The organism is Rhodococcus sp. 008, assembly GCF_001682295.1.
GTDB lineage: Bacteria > Actinomycetota > Actinomycetes > Mycobacteriales > Mycobacteriaceae > Rhodococcus_F > Rhodococcus_F qingshengii.
On record NZ_CP012749.1, the window covers coordinates 3,848,283 to 3,867,757 of the forward strand.

At 63.3% G+C, this 19,475-nt stretch carries 19 protein-coding genes; 9 read left to right on the plus strand and 10 right to left on the minus strand.

What is annotated here, in order from left to right; all coding sequences use genetic code 11:
• Nucleotide 1: 1 nt before the first annotated feature.
• From AOT96_RS17945 to AOT96_RS17965, 5 genes are all read left to right on the plus strand, one after another.
• A complete protein-coding gene (locus AOT96_RS17945) occupies nt 2-352 on the plus strand; it encodes a DUF3263 domain-containing protein (RefSeq protein ID WP_007730120.1) in 351 nt (116 codons plus the stop codon).
• A gap of 53 nt (nt 353-405) precedes the next feature.
• Nucleotides 406-987, plus strand: coding sequence for a LytR C-terminal domain-containing protein (locus tag AOT96_RS17950; protein ID WP_064443285.1), 582 nt, complete (start codon nt 406-408; stop codon nt 985-987).
• Nucleotides 988-1,082: 95 nt separating this feature from the next.
• Nucleotides 1,083-1,784, plus strand: coding sequence for a superoxide dismutase[Cu-Zn] (sodC, locus tag AOT96_RS17955; protein ID WP_007730117.1), 702 nt, complete (start codon nt 1,083-1,085; stop codon nt 1,782-1,784).
• A gap of 90 nt (nt 1,785-1,874) precedes the next feature.
• Nucleotides 1,875-2,999, plus strand: a complete 1,125-nt coding sequence (locus AOT96_RS17960) for a glutamate--cysteine ligase (RefSeq protein ID WP_003945034.1) — start codon at nt 1,875-1,877, stop codon at nt 2,997-2,999.
• Nucleotides 3,000-3,106: 107 nt separating this feature from the next.
• On the plus strand, nt 3,107-4,474 hold the full coding sequence (locus AOT96_RS17965) for a phosphatase PAP2 family protein (protein ID WP_003945056.1): 1,368 nt from the start codon (nt 3,107-3,109) through the stop codon (nt 4,472-4,474).
• Here AOT96_RS17965 and mnhG read toward each other — a convergent pair.
• The 6 genes from mnhG to AOT96_RS17995 are packed head-to-tail and all read right to left on the minus strand — an operon-like array spanning nt 4,440 to nt 10,794.
• Nucleotides 4,440-4,784, minus strand: coding sequence for a monovalent cation/H(+) antiporter subunit G (gene mnhG, locus AOT96_RS17970; RefSeq protein WP_003945045.1), 345 nt, complete (start codon nt 4,782-4,784; stop codon nt 4,440-4,442). The genes AOT96_RS17965 and mnhG overlap by 35 nt on opposite strands.
• Nucleotides 4,781-5,050 (minus strand): monovalent cation/H+ antiporter complex subunit F, encoded by a 270-nt coding sequence (locus AOT96_RS17975; protein WP_003945061.1) that lies wholly within the window; start codon nt 5,048-5,050, stop codon nt 4,781-4,783. The genes mnhG and AOT96_RS17975 overlap by 4 nt, the downstream gene beginning before the upstream one ends.
• Entirely contained in the window at nt 5,047-5,619 is a 573-nt protein-coding gene (locus AOT96_RS17980) for a Na+/H+ antiporter subunit E (RefSeq protein WP_003945063.1), read from the minus strand. The genes AOT96_RS17975 and AOT96_RS17980 overlap by 4 nt, the downstream gene beginning before the upstream one ends.
• Nucleotides 5,616-7,331, minus strand: coding sequence for a Na+/H+ antiporter subunit D (locus tag AOT96_RS17985; protein WP_054827818.1), 1,716 nt, complete (start codon nt 7,329-7,331; stop codon nt 5,616-5,618). Before AOT96_RS17985 ends, AOT96_RS17980 begins: the two co-directional genes overlap by 4 nt.
• On the minus strand, nt 7,328-7,960 hold the full coding sequence (locus AOT96_RS17990) for a Na(+)/H(+) antiporter subunit C (RefSeq protein ID WP_003945054.1): 633 nt from the start codon (nt 7,958-7,960) through the stop codon (nt 7,328-7,330). The genes AOT96_RS17985 and AOT96_RS17990 overlap by 4 nt, the downstream gene beginning before the upstream one ends.
• A complete protein-coding gene (locus AOT96_RS17995) occupies nt 7,957-10,794 on the minus strand; it encodes a Na+/H+ antiporter subunit A (RefSeq protein ID WP_007730104.1) in 2,838 nt (945 codons plus the stop codon). Before AOT96_RS17995 ends, AOT96_RS17990 begins: the two co-directional genes overlap by 4 nt.
• Nucleotides 10,795-10,984: 190 nt before the next feature.
• On the opposite strand from AOT96_RS17995, the gene AOT96_RS18000 reads away from it, so the two are divergent.
• Nucleotides 10,985-11,410: an NUDIX hydrolase gene (locus AOT96_RS18000; RefSeq protein ID WP_007730102.1), complete on the plus strand. Its 426-nt coding sequence runs from the start codon at nt 10,985-10,987 to the stop codon at nt 11,408-11,410.
• On the opposite strand, the gene AOT96_RS18005 is transcribed toward AOT96_RS18000, so the two are convergent.
• From AOT96_RS18005 to AOT96_RS18015, 3 genes are all read right to left on the minus strand, one after another.
• A complete protein-coding gene (locus AOT96_RS18005; RefSeq protein WP_223304380.1) occupies nt 11,367-12,746 on the minus strand; it encodes a hypothetical protein in 1,380 nt (459 codons plus the stop codon). The two genes, AOT96_RS18000 and AOT96_RS18005, sit on opposite strands and share 44 nt — an antisense overlap.
• Before the next feature lie 67 nt (nt 12,747-12,813).
• Nucleotides 12,814-14,241 (minus strand): hypothetical protein, encoded by a 1,428-nt coding sequence (locus tag AOT96_RS18010; protein ID WP_065352096.1) that lies wholly within the window; start codon nt 14,239-14,241, stop codon nt 12,814-12,816.
• A gap of 9 nt (nt 14,242-14,250) precedes the next feature.
• On the minus strand, nt 14,251-14,886 hold the full coding sequence (locus AOT96_RS18015) for a TetR/AcrR family transcriptional regulator (RefSeq protein WP_003945046.1): 636 nt from the start codon (nt 14,884-14,886) through the stop codon (nt 14,251-14,253).
• 128 nt (nt 14,887-15,014) lie between these two features.
• Here AOT96_RS18015 and AOT96_RS18020 point away from each other — a divergent pair, with 128 nt between their 5' ends.
• The 3 genes from AOT96_RS18020 to AOT96_RS18030 are packed head-to-tail and all read left to right on the plus strand — an operon-like array spanning nt 15,015 to nt 18,104.
• Nucleotides 15,015-16,283 (plus strand): cytochrome P450, encoded by a 1,269-nt coding sequence (locus AOT96_RS18020; RefSeq protein WP_003945041.1) that lies wholly within the window; start codon nt 15,015-15,017, stop codon nt 16,281-16,283.
• A 46-nt stretch (nt 16,284-16,329) separates the two neighbouring features.
• Nucleotides 16,330-17,082: an isocitrate lyase/PEP mutase family protein gene (locus AOT96_RS18025; RefSeq protein WP_007730096.1), complete on the plus strand. Its 753-nt coding sequence runs from the start codon at nt 16,330-16,332 to the stop codon at nt 17,080-17,082.
• Between the two features lie 2 nt (nt 17,083-17,084).
• Entirely contained in the window at nt 17,085-18,104 is a 1,020-nt protein-coding gene (locus AOT96_RS18030; protein ID WP_007730095.1) for a DUF2804 domain-containing protein, read from the plus strand.
• Between the two features lie 88 nt (nt 18,105-18,192).
• On the opposite strand, the gene AOT96_RS18035 is transcribed toward AOT96_RS18030, so the two are convergent.
• Nucleotides 18,193-19,431, minus strand: coding sequence for an HNH endonuclease signature motif containing protein (locus tag AOT96_RS18035; protein WP_064075625.1), 1,239 nt, complete (start codon nt 19,429-19,431; stop codon nt 18,193-18,195).
• Between the last annotated feature and the right edge of the window lie 44 nt (nt 19,432-19,475).

A 19,475-nucleotide genomic window follows, 5' to 3' on the forward strand; every position in this document is an offset into this window, starting at 1 on the left:
CATGGACGGCGCAACCGCGCGTAGTCGGAACCAGTCCGAAGGCACTGGCGCCGACGATTCGGTAGTAGATACAGCAGGCATGCACGAGGTCGGCGAAGACGGCCTCACCCGCCGGGAGCACGACATCCTCTCCTTCGAGCGTCAGTGGTGGAAGTACGCCGGTGCGAAGGAAGAAGCCATCAAGGAGTTGTTCGACATGTCGGCAACCCGCTACTACCAGGTTCTCAATGCCTTGGTCGATCGCCCCGAATCCTTGGCGGCTGATCCCATGCTGGTCAAGCGCCTGCGTCGTCTGCGCGCCAGCCGTCAGAAGGCCAGGGCCGCGCGTCGCCTCGGCTTCGAGGTCACCTGAATCACGCGTACATATGATCGGGCTGTCCACGCACTGGCGATAAGGTCGACATCGTGAGTACCCCGAAAGAGCAGCCGTCCGGACCTCCGCTTCGCGCAATCGCCATGGTGTTGATCGCGTTGGCGATCGTGTTCATCGGTCTCGGAGCAGCCTCACTCGGTGGATCGAGCGACGAGAACACCGCAGCAGAGCAGACCGAATCCTCGGCGCCTGCCACGACGAGCGCCCCCGCGCCGGCACCTGCCACTTCCAAGCCGGCAGCGACGACGCAACCCGCTTCGGGCGATACCACCACTACCTCGCGTCCCTCGGGAACTGCGACGACCACGACTTCCAGCTCCGCGAGCGGCACCGACACGTCGAATGTCAGCGTTCGAGTTCTCAACAACAGCACCGTCTCGGGTCTGGCAGCAGGTACCGCCGAGGAATTGACGGCAGCAGGTTGGAACGTCGAGGAGACGGGTAACTACAGCGAGGGCACCGTCAGTACGACGACGGTGTATTACGGATCGTCCGCGGCGGAGAAGGCAGCGGCGCAGAAGATCGCGGCTGAACTCGGAGTCTCCGCAGAGCCTCGATTCGCCGGCATCGCGAACGCGTCACCTGGCGTGATCGTGATCGTGACCTCCAACTGACCGGTCGTGAAGGTGGAACTGACCCGTCGGTTCCAGCTACTACACGCGCCGTTATGATCAGAAGCACTTTCTCGCCACCTCAAAGGAGCGGTTCGATGGCCCCCAGCAGCACCCGGCGTATGTCCTGGCGCGTCGTTGCCCCTGTAGTCGCGATTGCCGCTTTCGGCTTGACCGCTTGCAGTAACAGCGAAGAGCCCAGCAGCGTCCCCGGCACGACTCCTCCGGTGTGGACCGGTGCAGCCGATCCCAGCGCGCACGAAAGCGCGGGCGGCCACGGTTCCGAGACGGCTCACGCCGGCGCTTCTGCCGAAACGGTCACCGCAACGCTGAACGGCACCGACGGCGCCAAGGTCGGAACGGTCACGTTCGCGCAGGAAGGTAGCGACGTCAAGGTCACCCTCGACGCCAAGGGCCTCACCCCCGGCTTCCACGGATTCCACGTCCACCAGGTCGCCAAGTGCGAGACCAATTCCGTTGCCCCCAGCGGCGGAGAGCCGGGTAACTTCCTCTCGGCAGGCGGACACTTCCAGGCCGAGGGTCACACGGGCCACCCGGCGAGCGGCGACCTCACTTCGGTTCAGGTCCTCGAAGACGGCACCGCCACGCTGGTCACCACCACCGATGCATTCACCGTCGACGAACTGGTCGCAAACGGTGGAACATCCGTCATGATCCACGCCGGAGCGGACAACTTCGGCAACATCCCGACGCGTTACGCGCCGGCACCGGACCAGCAGACCCTCGACACCGGTGACGCAGGCGGACGCGTTGCTTGCGGTGTCATCACCAAGAGCTGACAAACTCACCTGAGTTTTGCATCACTTCCGGCGACTACCACGCAGTAGCCAGCACGGTGTTTTTACCGACACTGTGATTGGATTCTCTGCGTGGTAGTTCCATTTCCAGGTTCGCCGCGCCCGACGCTGGGCGTGGAGTGGGAGATCGCGCTGGTCGATCGCAAGACCAGAGATCTCTCCAACACAGCAGCCGAGGTGTTTTCGGCGGTCGAAGAGCTTGCCGGCTCCGAAACCCCGCACATCACCAAGGAACTACTGCGAAATACCGTCGAACTCGTCACGGGTATTCATTCGACGGTCGGCGAGGCGATGAGTGATCTCGACAGGTCACTGGATCTGCTGCGTCGCGCTGCGAATCCGCTGGGCGTCGACCTCATCAGCGCGGGCACGCACCCGTTCGCGCAATGGTCGACTCAGTTGGTCACCCGGACGCCCGACTACGACGAGCTCATCGAACGCACGCAGTGGTGGGGTCGGCAGATGCTGATCTGGGGCGTGCATGTCCACGTGGGTGTCTCGTCCGCGGACCGCGTTTTCCCCATCATCAACGCACTGCTGCAGCGCTATCCGCATTTGCTGGCGCTGTCGGCATCCTCGCCGATGTGGGCCGGTGTCGACACCGGCTATGCGTCCAATCGAGCGTTGATGTTCCAGCAGCTCCCCACCGCAGGTCTTCCGTACCAGTTCGAGAACTGGGCCGAATACGAGTCGTTCATCGACGACCAGATGAAGACCGGTGTGATCACCAAGATCGGTGGCATGCACTGGGACATCCGTCCCGCGCCGAAGTGGGGAACCATCGAGGTCCGGGTGTTCGACGGCGTCTCGACACGCGCCGAACTGGGTGCCCTCGTTGCTCTGGTCCACTGCCTCATCGTCGATCTGGACCGCAGACTGAGCGCCGGTGAGACTCTGCCGAACATGCAGCCGTGGCACGTCAAGGAAAACAAGTGGCGCGCAGCGAGATACGGACTGGACGCCGAGATCATCCTCGACTCCGACGCAAACGAGTGCCTCGTCACTGACGATCTGGATCGCCTGCTCGACGACTTGGCGCCGATTGCGGTCTCACTCGGCTGCGCGGACGAGTTGGCGTCGGTGGCGGACATTCCCCGTCGCGGCGCGTCCTACCAGCGGCAACGTCGTGTCGCGGAAGCGACGGGCGGCGATCTGGTTGCGGTCGTCGACGCCTTGGTCGCAGAGTTGGGCACCTAGCAGGTTCACAGTGCGAATGGCTGTTTCGCGGACTGGAAATCCGGGCATACCAACCGTTTGTCCAGTGGGTGTCCATATTCAGTTCACACGCCGTTTACTATTGTCCGGTGTTGATAGACAGTTGGTCCCAACGAGGGGGCGCACCCGGACAGTCGGACCGTTCGTGGTCGAGTTCTCACCGACTCCTTCTGATCGGCACAGCAGCATTGACCGTGCTGGTCCTGGGCGTGCAGGCGTTCGCGTCGTACAAGGGCTATCTCGGTCCGGTGGAAAGCCTGTTTGGTGACTACTTCCTCGTTCCCCGCTCCGCGACCATGCCTTGGGTGGGCCTCGCTCTCGCGCTCGTCGGACTGAACAACAAAGAACGCATCTACGCGGTATCCGCGGCCGTCGTGATCGACGTGGTCGTCGGCGCGATCCGCTGGTTCTCGGGTGGACCGCTGACTATGGGCACCGGCGGCACCTGGGTGCTGACGGCCATCGCGGTGTACGCGGTGTGGAAGTTGTCCGGTGAGCGTCGACTCAGCGTTCTGCACGGCGTCGCGCTGGGCGCGTTGCTCATCATCGCGGCCAAGGTTGCCGAGACGTGGCTGGAGATCACCATTCTCGTCGGCACCGACGTGTGGGACGAGTACGTGTTCCTCGCCGACCAGGCTCTCGGGAATCCGTCGTGGGTGATGGGCCAGATCGTCGACGCCATGGGCCCCGTCGGTGCAGCAGCCCTCGACTGGATCTACGTCGAACTGCCGGTCGCGGTGATCGTGGTTGCTCTCTATCAAGTACGTAAGGGATGGCCGTCGCATCACCTGCTGCGCACGTTCCTGCTCATCGGGCTGATCGGCCCGATCTTCTACGTCCTGTTCCCGGTGGTCGGCCCGGTGTTCGCCTTCGGTCCGCGTGGGTTCGGATTCCAGATCGGTGACTACTGGCCGAACATCGTGCCCAACTTCGACTTCGCATCACCGTCGTCGCTGCCGTTCGACGACGCCGCACCGCGAAACTGCATGCCGAGCCTGCACACCGCGTGGGCGGTCGCATTGTTTATCCACTCGCGCAGCGGGCCGTGGTGGATTCGCAGCCTGGGATCGTTCTGGCTCGTTGCGACCCTGACCGCGACGCTCGGTTTCGGATTCCACTACGGCGTCGACCTCATTGCCGGTGCCGTCCTGTGCTTGACCCTCGATGCGGCGCTACGGGATCCGGAGCGAGGCTGGGGGTGGTTCCGAGTGCGTCTGTTGATCGGTGGCTCGGCACTCCTGGCGGGATTGTTGCTCTCGTACCGGTTCGCTGCGGTGCAGATGGCCGAGTACCCGGCGATCTTCGGGCCGCTGCTGATGGCTGTCCTGGTTCTCATGTCGGTGGCGTACTTCGCCACCTTCTTCGCCCGCCCCGGCACTGCTCTTGCGGTGTGGGGCGAGCGCGACGGCGAGTGGGATGCCGTTACAGGAGAGAGTCCGGGTCTTCCAGCTCGTTGATCTTCATGAGGTCGTCCTCTTCGCGCTGTTCGCGGTAGGCGACTCGGCCGACGCTGTGCGCGATCACGGGCGCCGTCAGCAGCGTGAAGATGCCCACCAGGACCAACATCCAGATGTCGACGCTCCCACGAAGCAGGAACACGGCGCCCATCAGGACCAAGATCAGTCCGACCACCTGAGGTTTCGTGGCCGCGTGCATACGACGCAGAGTGTCGGGGAAGCGAACGATTCCCACCGCGGCGGTCAGCGCGAGCAGCGCGCCGAGGAAGATGGAGATGGCCCCGATCGTGTCGAGGATGTTGCCGATCACTGGTCACTCACCCGGAAGCGCGCGACGGACACCGAACCGATGAAGCCGACCAGCGCCAGCGCGACGATCGCGGGAACGATGGTCGTGTCTTTGCTGTACGCGGCCCAGACCGCGAGTCCACACATCGAGACCGCGATGATCGTGTCCAGGGCGACGAGGCGGTCGAGTGAGCTCGGACCGTCGAGCAATCGGAACGTGGTCAGTACGGCGGCGATCAGCAGAATCACTCCGGAAATGATCAAGATCGTGGTGATGAACCCGTTCATGGTTGGTCCTCCTGCCGGGGTGCATCGAATTCGTAGTCGCGCTGGTGCCATGGGCTGGGTTGCCAGTCCGAATCACGTTCGAACGACGCGATGAACAACCGCTCGAGGTCCTCCACCGAGCGGTAGAACGCGCTGACGGCTTTCTGCGAGCCGACGTCGAGCACGTGGACGTAGACGATGCGTCGGTTCTGGTCGATCTCGAGAACCATCGTGCCGGGGATCAGGTTGAGAACGTCGATGCACAGCGTGAGAACCAGGTCGGACTTGATCCCGAGTTGGTACCGCAGAACTCCGGTGACCGGCGGCGGCGACGGACGGATCGCCAGCCACGCGACCTGGATACTCGACTGGATCGCGTAGTACACGATCATCCACAACAGACGCAGAATCGACAGCAGATGTACCCGACCCTCGACCGGTACGCGGGGGAGGGGAAGCAGGACCATGATGATCAGGCCGACGGCGAGTCCGCCGAAGATGTTGCCGAAACTGATGTTGCCCCACAACAGGATCCATACGACCATCAGCCACAGCAGGATCCCGACGCGGAGTACCTGTTCGCGTTTCATCGCGGAGCCTCCTCGGTATTCGGGACGTCGGTGTTCGGGGCCTCGGTATTCGGGACATCGGTACTGGGAGCTACAGCAGGGTCGTCTGCAGCGACGGGAGCTTCGTCGACCGGCACGGGCCGGTGGTTGCCGAGAACCGCGTCGATGTAGATGGACCGGTCCTGCAGGTCCTTCGCCGCTCTGTCGCTGATGTCGATGATCCGGCCCGCGAACACCGTCAGTGCCAGACCGACGATGACAAGTCCGACCGTCGGAATCAGCATGAAGAGCGGAATCTTGCCGACATCCTCGCGGTCGACGAACGCGATGTCCTCTTCGGACTCGTCGATCAACGCTGACGGGCTGACGTCGGCGAGGTCACCTTCGGGCGCGTCGGCCCGGGCTCGCCAGAAAGCCTTGGTCCACACGCGGGCGACGGCGTAGAGCGTCAGCAAGCTGGTGATCGTGCCGCCGGCAACGAGGATCCAAGCCAACGCGCTGGCGTCGGCCGCACCGGCCTGAAGGAGCGCGACCTTGCCGATGAAGCCCGAGAACGGCGGGATACCACCGAGATTCAGCGCCGGGATCAGGAAGACGATCGCGAGGATCGGGCTGGCCGCCGCCAGACCGCCGAGACGGCGCAGCGACGACGACCCGGCTTGTCGTTCGATCAGACCCACGACGAGGAAGAGCGTCGTCTGCACGATGATGTGGTGGGCGACGTAGTAGATCGCGCCGGACAGCCCGGACGTCGTGGACAGTGCGATACCGAAGATCATGTAACCGATATGGCTGACCAGTGTGAACGAGAGCAGACGTTTGATGTCGCTCTGCGCGATGGCACCCATGATGCCGACCACCATCGTGAGCAGGCCGCACACCATCAGTACGTTGTCGAGTTCTCCTTGCGGGAACAGCAGTGAGTGTGCGCGGATGATCGCGTACACACCGACCTTGGTGAGCAACCCGGCGAAGACGGCGGTGATCGGTGCGGGCGCGGTCGGATACGAGTCCGGTAGCCACGCGGACAGCGGGAAAACCGCGGCCTTGATGCCGAACGCCACGAGCAGGACAGCGAAGATGGCGGTTCGTGTGCCCGGCGGAATGTTGTCGAAGCGCAGGGCCATGTCGGCCATGTTGAGGGTGCCGGTCGCCGCGTAGGCGAAAGCGATGCCCGCCAGGAAGATCAGCGAGGACACCATCGAGACCATCACGTACGAGACACCGGCCCGGACGCGGTCGGCGCTGGCACCGAGCGTCAGGAGCACGAAACTCGCGGCGAGCAGAACCTCGAATCCGACGTAGAGGTTGAAGAGGTCACCGGCGAGGAACGCGTTGGAGATACCGGCGGTCAATGCGAGATAGGTCGGCAGGAAGATCGAGACCGGCTGGGCCTCGCTGCCGTCGCGAATACCCTGACCGATCGCGTAGATCATGACGGCGAGCAACACCACCGACGAGACCACGAGCATCATCGCCGAGAGACGGTCGACCACGAGTGTGATGCCGATGGGGGAGTCCCAGCCGCCGACCTGAACGGCCGTCGTACCGTCGCGGTCGGCGAGGTAGAGCAGCAAGCCCGACACCGCGACGACGCCGACGAGCGCGATCAGTGTGATCACGCGCTGAAAACGAGGACGTCGGCCGACGACCAGCGTCGCAGCTGCGGCCAGCATCGGGATCAAGACGGGCAGGGGCGCAAGGGCTCCCATCAGGTTGTCCGAGATGGTCATGCGCCTCCACCTCCCTCGATCTTGGTCTGGCGAGCGTCTTTGCGCCGCTTCTCGGATTCCTTCTTACGAGCAAGGTCGGTGGCCCAGTCGGGTACCGGTTCGTCCTCGAAGTCGCCGTCGTGGAGGTCGTCGTAGCATTCGATGTCCTCGAGGTTGACCAGTTGTTCGAGGGGAATAGGGTTGCCGTCCTTGTCGAATGCGTCGCCGCCGATGCTCGGGGCACCGGTGACCGGGTCGTCGGAGCGGTCGTGGTCGGGAGCGTCGGCAGGCAGGCGACGCTTGAGAACCTTGGTGTCCTCGGGATCGTCCTCGACGGCGTCGGCGGTGTTGATCTTGTAAGACCGGTACGCCAGTGCCAGAACGAAGCCGGCGATACCCATCGTGATCACGATGGCCGTCAGGATCATGCCCTGGGCGAGCGGATCCGCTATCTCCTCGTGGACCGAATCTCGGCCGACGATGGGCGGATTCCCGTCCGATCCACCAACAGTGAGGATCAAGAGGTTGATGGCGTTGCCGAACAGGAGCAGTCCGAGGAGCATCCGGGTGATGCTTCGTTCGATCAGCAGGTAGACACCGGCCGACGTGAGGACGCCGATCAGGATCAGCATTCCGATATTTGCGCTCATGGTGCTTTCACCTCGATTTCTGCGTCGAGGCGGGCGCCGAGACTTCGGAGTACGTCCAAGACCAGGCCGACCACGATGAGGTAGACGCCCAGGTCGAAGAACAGTGCGGTGACCAGTTTGACGTGGCCGATGAGCGGGAGTGTGAACTCGAAGACGGCGGACGAGAGCGCCGGGGCGCCGAGGAACAGCGACACCAGGGCGGTGCCCGCGGCCAGCGCCAAACCGAGGCCGAGAATCTTGCCCGCGTCGATGGGTACGGCTTCACCGAGTTCGTAGCGTCCGCCGGCGAGGTACCGAAGTACCAGCGCCAGGCCCGCCGTCAGGCCTCCGGCGAAACCGCCACCGGGGGCATTGTGACCGGAGAAGAAGAAGTAGATCGACAACACCATGATGGTCGGGAAGATCAACCTCGTGGTGACCTCGAGAACCAGCGAACGGTGTCGAGGATCGATGAGGTCTCCGCCGCGCAACCACGTCGTGTCCGAGTTGGCAGCTGCCTTGTCGACGATGACGGAGGGGGCGTCCGCGACGCGCGGCGCGATACCGAACCGGCGGTTGCGGAAGACGAGGCTGGCGACGCCTGTCGCAGCTACCAGCAGCACCGAGATCTCACCGAGGGTGTCCCATGCGCGGATGTCGACGAGTAGGACGTTGACGACGTTCTTGCCGTTGCCCAGGTCGTAGGCAGCGTCGGGAAGCAGCTCGTAGATCGGACGAGTGTTTCGGGCATTGGTCGCGAAGGCCGCGATGGTGGTGACGGTGATACCGACGGCGACAGCGAGTGCGGCACGCGGCCACTTGAAGCCGATCGCCTTGCTCTCGTCGACTTCGGCGGGGAACTTCCGGAGCACGAGCACGAAGATCACCAGTGTCAGTGTCTCGACGAGGAACTGGGTCAGCGCGAGGTCGGGTGCGCCGTGCAGCGCGAACAACACGCCGCAGCCGTAGCCGGTGAGTCCGACGAGGATGACGCTGGCGAGTCGGTTGCGCATCAGCGTCGCGGCGATGGCGGCCGAGATCATCATCAGCGCGATAGTGAACTGGATGGGTGAATCCCACATCCGAAGGTCGACTCCGCCGCCATCGGTGTCGATGATCAGCAGGAACAGCGGCACAACGACCAGCGTCGCGAGAATCGTCGACTGTGTGCGGGGGAGCGAACCACGCTGAGTGGCACCGGTCAGGCGCATCGAGATGGTGTCCATGCCGCGCAGGGTCGCGTCGTAGATACGGTCGGCGTTGCCGAGCGGCGGGTGCTCGAAGTGCAGTCGGCTGATCTGACGCTGCGCGATGTAGAGCGCGATGCCGCCGGCGATGACGATGCAGGTGAGCAGCAGCGGAGTGTTGAATCCGTGCCACAGCGCGAGGTGGTAGTCGGCGTGAGGTCCGGGGGCCAGTGTGGTGGAGTACGGGGTCAGCAGCTTCTCGAGCTGGGGCGAGAGAATGCCGGCGGCCAGACCGAGAACAGCGAGCAGGCCGGGCGCGAACAGGAACAGCCAACCCGGCTTGTGCATCTTGCTCACGGCTGGGCTGGGCTTGCTCAGGGTCTTACGTCCGAAGGCGCCCCAGATGAAGCGGACGCTGTAGCCGACGGTGAGGATCGAGCCCAACACGATCACCGTGACGACGGCGATGGACGACCAGTGGCCGAGCGCGTTCGTTTCGAGCACCGATTCGAGTGCGGCTTCCTTGCCGACGAATCCGAGTAGCGGTGGCAGACCGGCCATGCTGGCGGCAGCGAGGCTCGCGATGATCGCGAGAGCGGGTGCCGCTTTACCCAGGTGAGCAAGTTTGCGCAGGTCACGGGTACCGGTCGTGTGATCGATGATGCCAACGACCATGAAGAGTGCGGCCTTGAACATCGCGTGCGCCACGACCATCGTCATGCCGGCCAGGGCGGCGTCACGCGTGCCGATGCCGACCAGGACCATCATGAAGCCGAGTTGGCTGACGGTTCCGAAGGCGAGGACGAGTTTGAGGTCGTACGCGCGCATGGCTCGCCAACCGGCGAGGATCATCGACAGCAGACCCAAACTGATGATGGTGATGCGCCACGGCGGCGAATCGGCGTACCCGGGAGCCAGGCGCGCGACGAGGTAGATACCGGCCTTGACCATTGCAGCAGCGTGAAGATAACCGCTGACAGGGGTTGGCGCGGCCATTGCACCGGGAAGCCAGAAGTGCAGGGGCACGATTGCCGATTTGGAGAGCGCACCGATCAGGATCAGGACGATCGCGACGGACGGGAGCCACCCCGTCGGCGGGTTCGCGACCAGTTCGGACAGGTTGTAGCTGCCGCCGACCTGGCCGAGGATGATCATGCCGACCAACATCGCCAGACCACCCGCGGTGGTGACCAGCAGTGCCTGGGTCGCGGCGCGGCGGCTGGTGGCGCGTTCGGCGTAGTGACCCACGAGCAGGAACGACAGGACCGTTGTCAGTTCCCAGAACACGTAGAGAAGCAGCATGTTGTCGCTGGTCACTAGCCCGAACATGGCACCCGCGAAGGCGACCATCTCGGCGGCGAAGATACCGAGTCGAGGTTCGTCGTCGGTGAAATAGCGGGCGCAGTAGACCAGGATGAGCGTGCCGACACCCAGGACGAGCACGGCCATGATGGCCGAAAGCGCGTCGAACCTGAAGTCGATGTCCATCGACAGCCCTGGAACCCAGGTGATGTGCAGCGTCTCGACGGTGCCCCATTTGTCGATGACCCAGCCGAGGCCGGCGAGGGGGACTATCGCGAGGGGGAAGAAGCCGTTTCGCCCTAACCTGCGCACCACAAGCGGAGCCAAGAGGGCGGCAACGGCATGGGCAAGCAAGATAGCGAGCAAAAGGCACTCCGTCGTGTTGTCAGCGGGCGGCGGGGTGTCCGAACAAAATCGAACCTATCGGATTAACGAGACAATTCACCTTGTCGGAGAGGTTGTCTTTGCGTACATATTACCGGGCGTGGCAGTTTCGATGTGCAGCGAGTCGATTCGGACATCATCGGCACTCGCTGATACACGTAGGTTGGACGACGTGAATTCGTCGACACCCACCACGATCATCCGTACCGCCGCCCTTGCACACATTCGTGACCGCAAGCTGATCCAGACCCGCTCCGTGGGCAAGACGGCGTTCTACATGGCCGGCGGAAAGATCGACCCGGGGGAGACGCCCGAGCAGGCACTGCACCGCGAAATTCGGGAGGAACTCGACGTCGATCTGGTCGACGGGACGGTCACGTTCCTCGACGTCTTCGAGGCTCACGCTTTCGGACATTCCGCGGACACGGGCCTGCACATGAGTTGTTATCTGGCGGAGATGGCCGGAGACCCGCACCCGACCAGCGAGATCGCCGAGTTCCGCTACTTCACGCTCGCCGAGTACGCAGCGATGGACGAGGTGGCGCCCGGATCGCTCAAAGTGTTCCATCGCCTGGCGTCGATGGATCTGATCGACTGATCGGCGGAGGAACGGATCGATTGATCCGCCCCAATCGGAGACTCACGTAGGCGCAGACGGCCACGATGATCAGCGCCACGGCGTCGAGTATCAGAATGTCGGTCGAGATTTCGAACGGGCCGACCGTTGTGATGCCGTTGAAGGGCTTGTTCTCGTCGAGCGGCGTGTACGCCGTCCATCCGTAGTCGAACTGCGGATAGACGAGCAGGGCCAGCGCCGTCGGGCCGAAGATGACACCGAGTCCGACGAGTGCTCGCGACGCTCCGGTCCGCGGTGGCTCTCGGTACATCGCGCTGGCGATCGCGTATGTGACGACCGCAGCGGTGAAGGCGACAAGAAGATCGCTGATCGTGAGAACGTCACCGATCTTCGGCGACGGCGACGTGGCGTAGCTGACGATCCCGGCGACCGTGACCGTCAGGAGCAATCCGTAGCCGACGACTCGCGAGGGAGCGATCGCGCCGATCGCTGCCGCGGCGACGATGACGAGTCCGATCACGACGGCGGTGGAGGCGGGGGTTTTCGACCATTCCATAGCTTCGGTTGCGGGACGGTTCGCCGAGACCGCCGCCAGAGTTGCGACGGCAGCGGTACACATCAGCAGGATACGACTGCCGTCGCCCAGCACCCGCGCGCAGATCACCGTGATCACCAGCGCGACGAGTAGTAGAGGCACCGCCGCCGTGACGGTGGTGATCTCGAACCACCAATTCGCAGCGACCCCGAAGAGAGTGAGCACCGCCGCGATAGTCACCGGTCGAACGGCCATCCGTTCTTTGGGGTGGTCCTTGTCGAAGTCGTGGAACCAGAACGCGGCGACGCAGGCGGCGGCCAATGCCAGCGCGAGCAGTGTTGCCCCCAACACTGGTGGTTGAAACTGGTTGGTGTTGTCGGCGATGTAGTCTGCGTACCGCCGAGGAATAGCGTCTTCGTCGAGGAGTGAATCCGAGACATGCACGGCAACAATCGTTCCCGCGACGGAAGCGGCTCGGACCCGGGGAGCGGCAGCAACCGTGACCGCGCCGACAGCGACTCCCGCACCGACGGGTGAGAGTGCCTCGAAGTTGTGATCGTAGAGCCCGGGCAGTTCGAGTAGGAGTCCACCGAAGACCGTCATGGCCGCGGTCCGCAACCGGCAGCGGGCCATCATCGCGGCTGTCCCGACCGCGACGACAGCCAAGACGCCGGCGCCGATGGTCGAGATGGACCAGAATCGGTCGCCCGTCGAAATCGACGTCGACTGGCTGTTCACGAACGGTGCCAAGGCGACGACGGTGACGACGAATGCCGTCACACCACTCAGCGCGACGAGCAGCGTCCTGCGGGCGATGGGCACTGCTCCAAAATAGTCAATCCGGTACCAGTTGCACCGCAATAGCAGGTCTCAGTCCGGTGACGGTGTGTCAGTCGACTGGCTCCGGTTCGATCCGAGATTCCGTGGTGTCGACGGGTGGATGGGATCGTCGGAGGATCGCTGCACCGCAGAAGCCGATGATCAAGGCGAAGAGGATTGCAGCGCCGACGGTCTGAGGGGTGACGTAGTCGATGGTGATGCCTATTCCGCGTCCGAATAGTCCTCCGTTGGCGCTGACGTGCGCCGGGATGGGAAGTTCCATCAATCGCTGAATGTCTGCCGCTGTCAACTCTGGCGGCGCGGTGAGCTGATCGGTGAGAATGGCGATCGACGAGAAGGTCATTGCGGCAAAGGGAATGGCGAGTCCGAGTGTGGCGTCGACCAGGCTGCCGGGAGCCAGGGCACCGAACAGCAATCCGGCGGCGAGACCCAGCGAGGTGATCTTCAGTGCGATTGACCAGACACCGTGCGCGGAGTCGAAGGGCAGTAGTTCTGACAGCGGTACCGCAACGAGAACGGCGATGGGAACGAGGTTTGGCACCTGCTTGTGCAGTCGCAATCCGACGGCGACCGGCAGGGCTGCGAAAAGCACCAGTACCCAGGGGGACTTCAGGTCTCCCCAGTGGCCGGAACCCTTCGCGATGTCGACGAACAGCGGAGCCGACGCAGCGGCCAGAGCGGTTGCGGCCCAGAGGAACTTGCCACCAGCACCGGAGGTGTCGCCGAGACGGTAGGCGGCGATCCATGTCAACGCGAGCGCAGCGCCCGCTGCCAAGACCATGACGATCCAGGCAGTTGCCTCGGACGCGTACTGCTGGCGATCGATCACGGCGCCGAGCACTCGATGCCCGATCGCCAGCGCGGCGATCACCACGAGCGCTATGCGGATTTCGCCCGCGTCGGGCATGCGGATCCGGAAGCCGGATTGCGCGGTCACTGCACAGGCGATTGCTGCTGCGGCCGTGGCGCCGATCAGCCACCACGACGGCTCACCTACCGAAGACGTACTCATCCGGCCCGTCCCGCCGGCGAACGTGCGAACCGTGAGGAAGGCGGCAAGCACGCCGAGGAGGGTGGCGTTCTTCGTGGCGGTGCGATCCCAACTGACGGCAACCACACAACCCAGAATCGCACCGGCTGCAACACTTTTGACGATGATCACGGCGATCAGCAGGTCCAGTGACGCAACCTCGGGCACGACTGCCCGAATGATCGCGATGACGGCGACCCCGACGGTGATCGCGATCCAGGCTGCCCGACGGGAGCCGCGACGCTGTGAGAGTGCGCAGGCAAGCACGGCAACCACGGCGCCGAGCCCGACAGCGGTGGGTCCACTGCTGATCCAGCGATCTACTTCCGACGGAGAGGCCACGATGGCCCAGTCACGGAGAACCGGATTGGTCAGGGCCAGCGCAGCGAGTATCCCGGACAGGAGCGCAGCGACGGTGGTGAGGATCGCTCGAAGATCGAGTGGCATCGGGCCAACCTATCGCGGCGCCGCGACATCGGTCGTGGGCGGCGTGAGTGCCGGAAACCAGATGTCGGTGAGAACGTCTGCTGCGACGTCCGCACCCGCGGTGATCGCGCCCTGTTCCGCCCAGCGAATGAAGAAGCGCTCGACCTGTGTCAGCAGGAGTTCGACCCGGAGTTTCGCCTCGTCGTGTCGATTCTGCGGCCAACGGGCGAGGTACGACGGCATCGCGTTGGGCAGTGCAGAGATGCCTTCGCGGGCCAGTGTGCGGAACTCGGGTTCGAGGACCATGGCCTCGTCCCACGCCCGCATCATGTGGTGGTGATCGCGGCACCAGTCGAGAGCGCGGTTGATCCAGCCGGCGAATTCTTCGCGCGAACCGGAATCGAGTACGTGGTCGAGATCCTGGAATATGGCGAGGGTGCTGGATACGACGGTGTTCGAGCCGAGCGCCTTGAGGATGTCGATCTTTCCGGGAAAGTGCAGGTAGAAGGTGGCTCGGCTGCAACCGACCCGGCCGGCGATGTCCTCGACGGTGACAGCCGCGTATCCGCGTTCGGTGAAGAGCGCGCCGGCGGCATCCACGAGGTCTGCGCGGGTTCGCTGCTTCTGCTTCTCTCGCAGCGTCAGTCTGCCGGAGGTATCTGTCATTACCAGGATCCTAGTGCCGCGGGGGCTCTCACGGGTCAGTTGCACGAGACTCTCCGTCTTTCACTTGACAGTCCGTTAGTGAAAGCTACTCTGTGGTGTAGCGCACATTCGACCGATCAGAGGACGCCATGACCATCTCGGACACAACACGCACGCCTGACCTGCCGGCCGGATTCGACGTCACCGATCCTGCTGTCCTCGGGGAGCGGATCCCTTTCGAGGAATTCGCCGAACTGCGTCGCAACGCACCCGTGTGGTGGTGTGAGCAGCCGCCGACGGTCGGTGGATTCCAGGACGAGGGCTACTGGGTGGTCTCGCGTCACGCTGACGTCAAAGAGGTCAGCCAGCGCAGCGATGTGTTCTCGAGCTGGGAGAACACCGCGATCGCGCGTTTCGCCGACGACATGCCACGTGAGGCCGTCGAGATGCTCCGTCATCTTCTGCTCAACAAGGATGCACCGGAGCACACCAAGCTCCGCAAGCTGATTTCGAAGCTGTTCACGCCTCGCGCGATCAACGGCATGCGCGACGAATTGGATCGTCGTGCACGGAGCATCGTCGACACCGCTGTGAGCGAAGGCCCGGGCGACTTCGTGAAGCAGGTTGCCAGCGAGCTGCCGCTCCAGGCGATCGCGGATCTGATCGGTGTACCGCAGGACGATCGAGACAAGCTGTTCAAGTGGTCCAACGAGATGATGGGCTACGACGACCCGGAATACCAGGGTGATCCGGCAGTCGCGTCCACCGAGGTCCTCGGATACGCGTACCAAATGGCAGACGCACGTCGTACCTGCCCGGCAGACGACATCGTCACCACTCTGGTCCAGGCCGACATCGACGGCGACTCCTTGAGCCCGGAGGAGTTCGGGTTCTTCGTGCTCATCCTGGCGGTCGCAGGAAACGAGACCACCCGCAACGCCATCACGCACGGAATGATCGCGTTCCTGGACAACCCCGAGCAGTGGGAGCTGTACAAGAAGGAACGTCCCAAGACGACGGCCGACGAGATCGTCCGTTGGGCGACACCCGTCACCGCCTTCCAGCGCACCGCGCTCGAGGACACGGAATTGGCAGGAGTGTCGATCAAGAAGGGGCAGCGCGTGGTGATGCTGTACAGCTCCGCGAACTTCGACGAGGACGTCTTCGAGAACCCGATGACGTTCGACATCACTCGTAACCCCAATCCGCACTTGGGCTTCGGCGGAACGGGCGCGCACTTCTGCATCGGTGCCAACCTCGCTCGTATGGAGATCGACTTGATGTTCAACGCGATCGCCGACAACGTCCCGGACATCACCAAGATCGGTGATCCGCGCCGTCTGCGCTCGGGTTGGATCAACGGCATCAAGGAGTTCCAGGTCGATTACAAGAGCACAGGCTGCCCGGTCGCTCACTAGAGTCGGTAGGTGAGAGGTACACCCCACGATCTCGAGGAGCCACCGCATGACTTCGATCAACGACAAGGCAACAGCTCTACTGGCGTTGCACCAGCCAGGCAACCCGGTCATTCTCCCGACGGTATGGGACGCGTGGTCGGCGAATCTTGCGGTGGCTGCAGGTTTTGCAGCCCTGACGGTAGGCAGCCACCCGGTTTCCGATTCCATCGGCAAGCCGGACAACGAGGGCATCACCTTCGACGAACTTCTGCACCGGATCAAGCAGATCACCGGTGCGGTCGACGCCCCGATCTCGGTGGACATCGAGGGTGGTTACGGGCTCGAGCCGGCAGTTCTCATCGACGGGTTGATCGATGCCGGCGCTGTCGGACTCAACATCGAGGACACCGTTCACAGTGAAGGCGGACGCTTGCGCGAGGCGCAGGAGCACGCCGACTTCGTGGGTGGGCTTCGTCAGGCCGCCGACGCAGCCGGAGTTCACGTTGTCGTCAACGCGCGCACCGACCTGTTCGTGAAGCAGGTCGGTGACGAGTCCGATCGCGTCGATCGCGCCATCGCACGCCTCAAGCTGGCGGCCGACGCCGGCGCCGACGTTCTTTACCCCGTCGGGCGGCATGACGACGCGACCCAGCGCCGCCTGACGTCCGAACTTCCACTTCCGATCAATGCGATCGGAATCCCGGATCAGGACGACCCGGCAAGTTTCGGTCCGCTCGGAGTGGCACGTGTGAGCTTCGGTCCGTTCTTCCAGATGGCATTGGCCAACCGTGCGAACGAGATCTTGGGACGCTGGAAGTAAGAATGCAGACACTGATGTCGCCCGGCCCGCTTCTCGACGATGGCGGACATTTGGTCGAGACGGGTTGGGCCCCATCGGAGATTCGCAAGTATCGACGCTCTGCGATCGCCGCTCCGAAGTTCCGGATCAAGGAGTGGGACTACTACTGCGTTCTTACTGCGGATTACGGCATCGCGTTGACCGTCGCCGACAACGGGTACATGGGCTTGCTCGGAGTCTCCTGGCTCGATTTCCGAACACCACACGAGATTACCGAAAACGTGATGCTGCCGTTCCCGATGGGAAGGCTCGGTCTGCCCGAAAGCGCGGACGACGGTGATGTGGTGGTGTCGAAAGGTAAAGCTCGCTTCGAGTTTCGCCATGTGGACGGTGGGCGCCACCTGATCGTCGACTACCCGGCTTTCGACGGTGGACGAGGTCTTCATGCCGATTTGTTCCTGGCGAGTCCTGCCGATGACCGGATGGTGATCGCCACACCGTTTCCGAAGGCGTCCCGATCGTTTTACTACAACCAGAAGATCAACTGCCTGCCCGCTGCCGGGACCGTGCGAATCGGGAGCGACGACTTCACATTTCGCTCGGAGGACTCGTTCGGCGTTCTCGATTGGGGCAGGGGAGTCTGGACTTACGACAACACCTGGTACTGGGGTTCTGCATCCGGAGTGGTGAACGGCGAGCGGTTCGGATTCAACATCGGTTACGGCTTCGGCGATACTACGGCGGCCAGCGAGAACATCGTGTTTGTCGGAGGGCGGGCACACAAACTGGACAGGATCGACTTCGGCATCCCGCAGGGAACGTACGACGGCGCTCCGTGGAACTTCTCGAGCAACGATGGTCGCTTCGAGATGACTTTCGAGCCGATCATCGACCGTGCCGCGACTTTCGACGTCGGGGTGCTGCGTTCGATTCAGCATCAGGTGTTCGGAAAGTTCTCCGGCACAGTGATCCTCGACGACGGTACCTCCGTGGTGGTTCGAGATCTCCTCGGATTTGCCGAGGAGGTTCGGAACCGCTGGTAGGCCGTACGTCTCCGCGAAGATGACGGAACGCAGCATGAGCACCGGGGCATGATCGTGCCCCGGTGCTCGCGTCTCGAGTTGTTTCACTTCAGGCTGCTGTCGGTGGGCCGTTCCCGCCGATCGGCTGCTGATACGGATCAACAGACATCGGCGGGTAGAACACCGTTTTGCGATCCGGCCCGATCTCCACCCGCCATTCGGTGTGGTGCAGTGTCCGGTGGTGATGACCGCACAACAAGATCAGATTGTCGAGATCTGTTGGGCCACCATCGTTCCAGTGAACAATATGATGAGCATCGCACCACCCCGACGGCGTTCCGCACCCCGGAAACGCACACCCACCATCACGAACCGCCAACGCCCGCCTCTGCGGCACCGTCGCTGTTCTCGCTTCCTTACCGCAGTCGAGCGGAACACCATTCTCATCCAACAAAATCCGCGTCACGGTGCAGTCGCACGCCAACATCCGCGCAGTATCGATACTGATCGGACCCACCCAATCCGCCCACGCAAACCCGAGTTCCTCCGTCGACGGCAGGAGGTCTTTCAAAGCCTGCAGATCCGTCATGTCTTTCGCGGACGCGGTGACCGTGATGTGCGGTTTCACCCCGCCTTCGATCGGGCCCAACCCCGCCCGCTCGTACCGCCGCAGTAGTTCGCAGAACCCGTCCGCACGCCGCAGCGCCGGAGTACGGGTGTCCTTCACGCCGTCCTTCTCCGGTATCGGCGCAGACAGGCTCGACAACAACGTGATCAGACGCGCCCCGTTCACCGCATCCAAATCACCCTTCACGGTCACCCGCCCGTACAAGCCTTTCGAGGCGTAGAACTCGTTACGCTCCGAATCCTCACCCACCGGAACGCCGTCCTCACGCTTGCCGTACTGCTTCTCGATCCGCCGGATCGCCGCCCGCACCGCATCGCAATCCACGATGTTCTTCGACGCCAACCCCAACAAGATCCCGCGGGCCTTGTCGACATCCGCCGGCGTCATGTTCTTCGGTGGATGCTGACAAAACGACGCCACCTGACGGGCTTTCAACGCATCAACGTCACCGCGGTGAAACGCATCGCCCACCACGGGTTCGAGCATCAGCAACCGCGCCAACCCGACCAGCAGGCTGCATTCGCCGATCTCCAGATTCGTCGACCCGTGCAACCACTGTGCGATCGCCCGAAAACCCTTCCCGCCGAGAACGTCCCGGGAAAACATTTCGACGATCAGCAACACCATCCGCGACTGCAACTCGTGCCGGGCGCGCACCAGATCCAGAACCTCACTCTTGAGGCCCTCACCATCCAGCTGCCACGCTTCCCGACTGTCCATGCTCAAAGTCTAATCGAACAAAGTTTCGAACACAAGACTTGAAT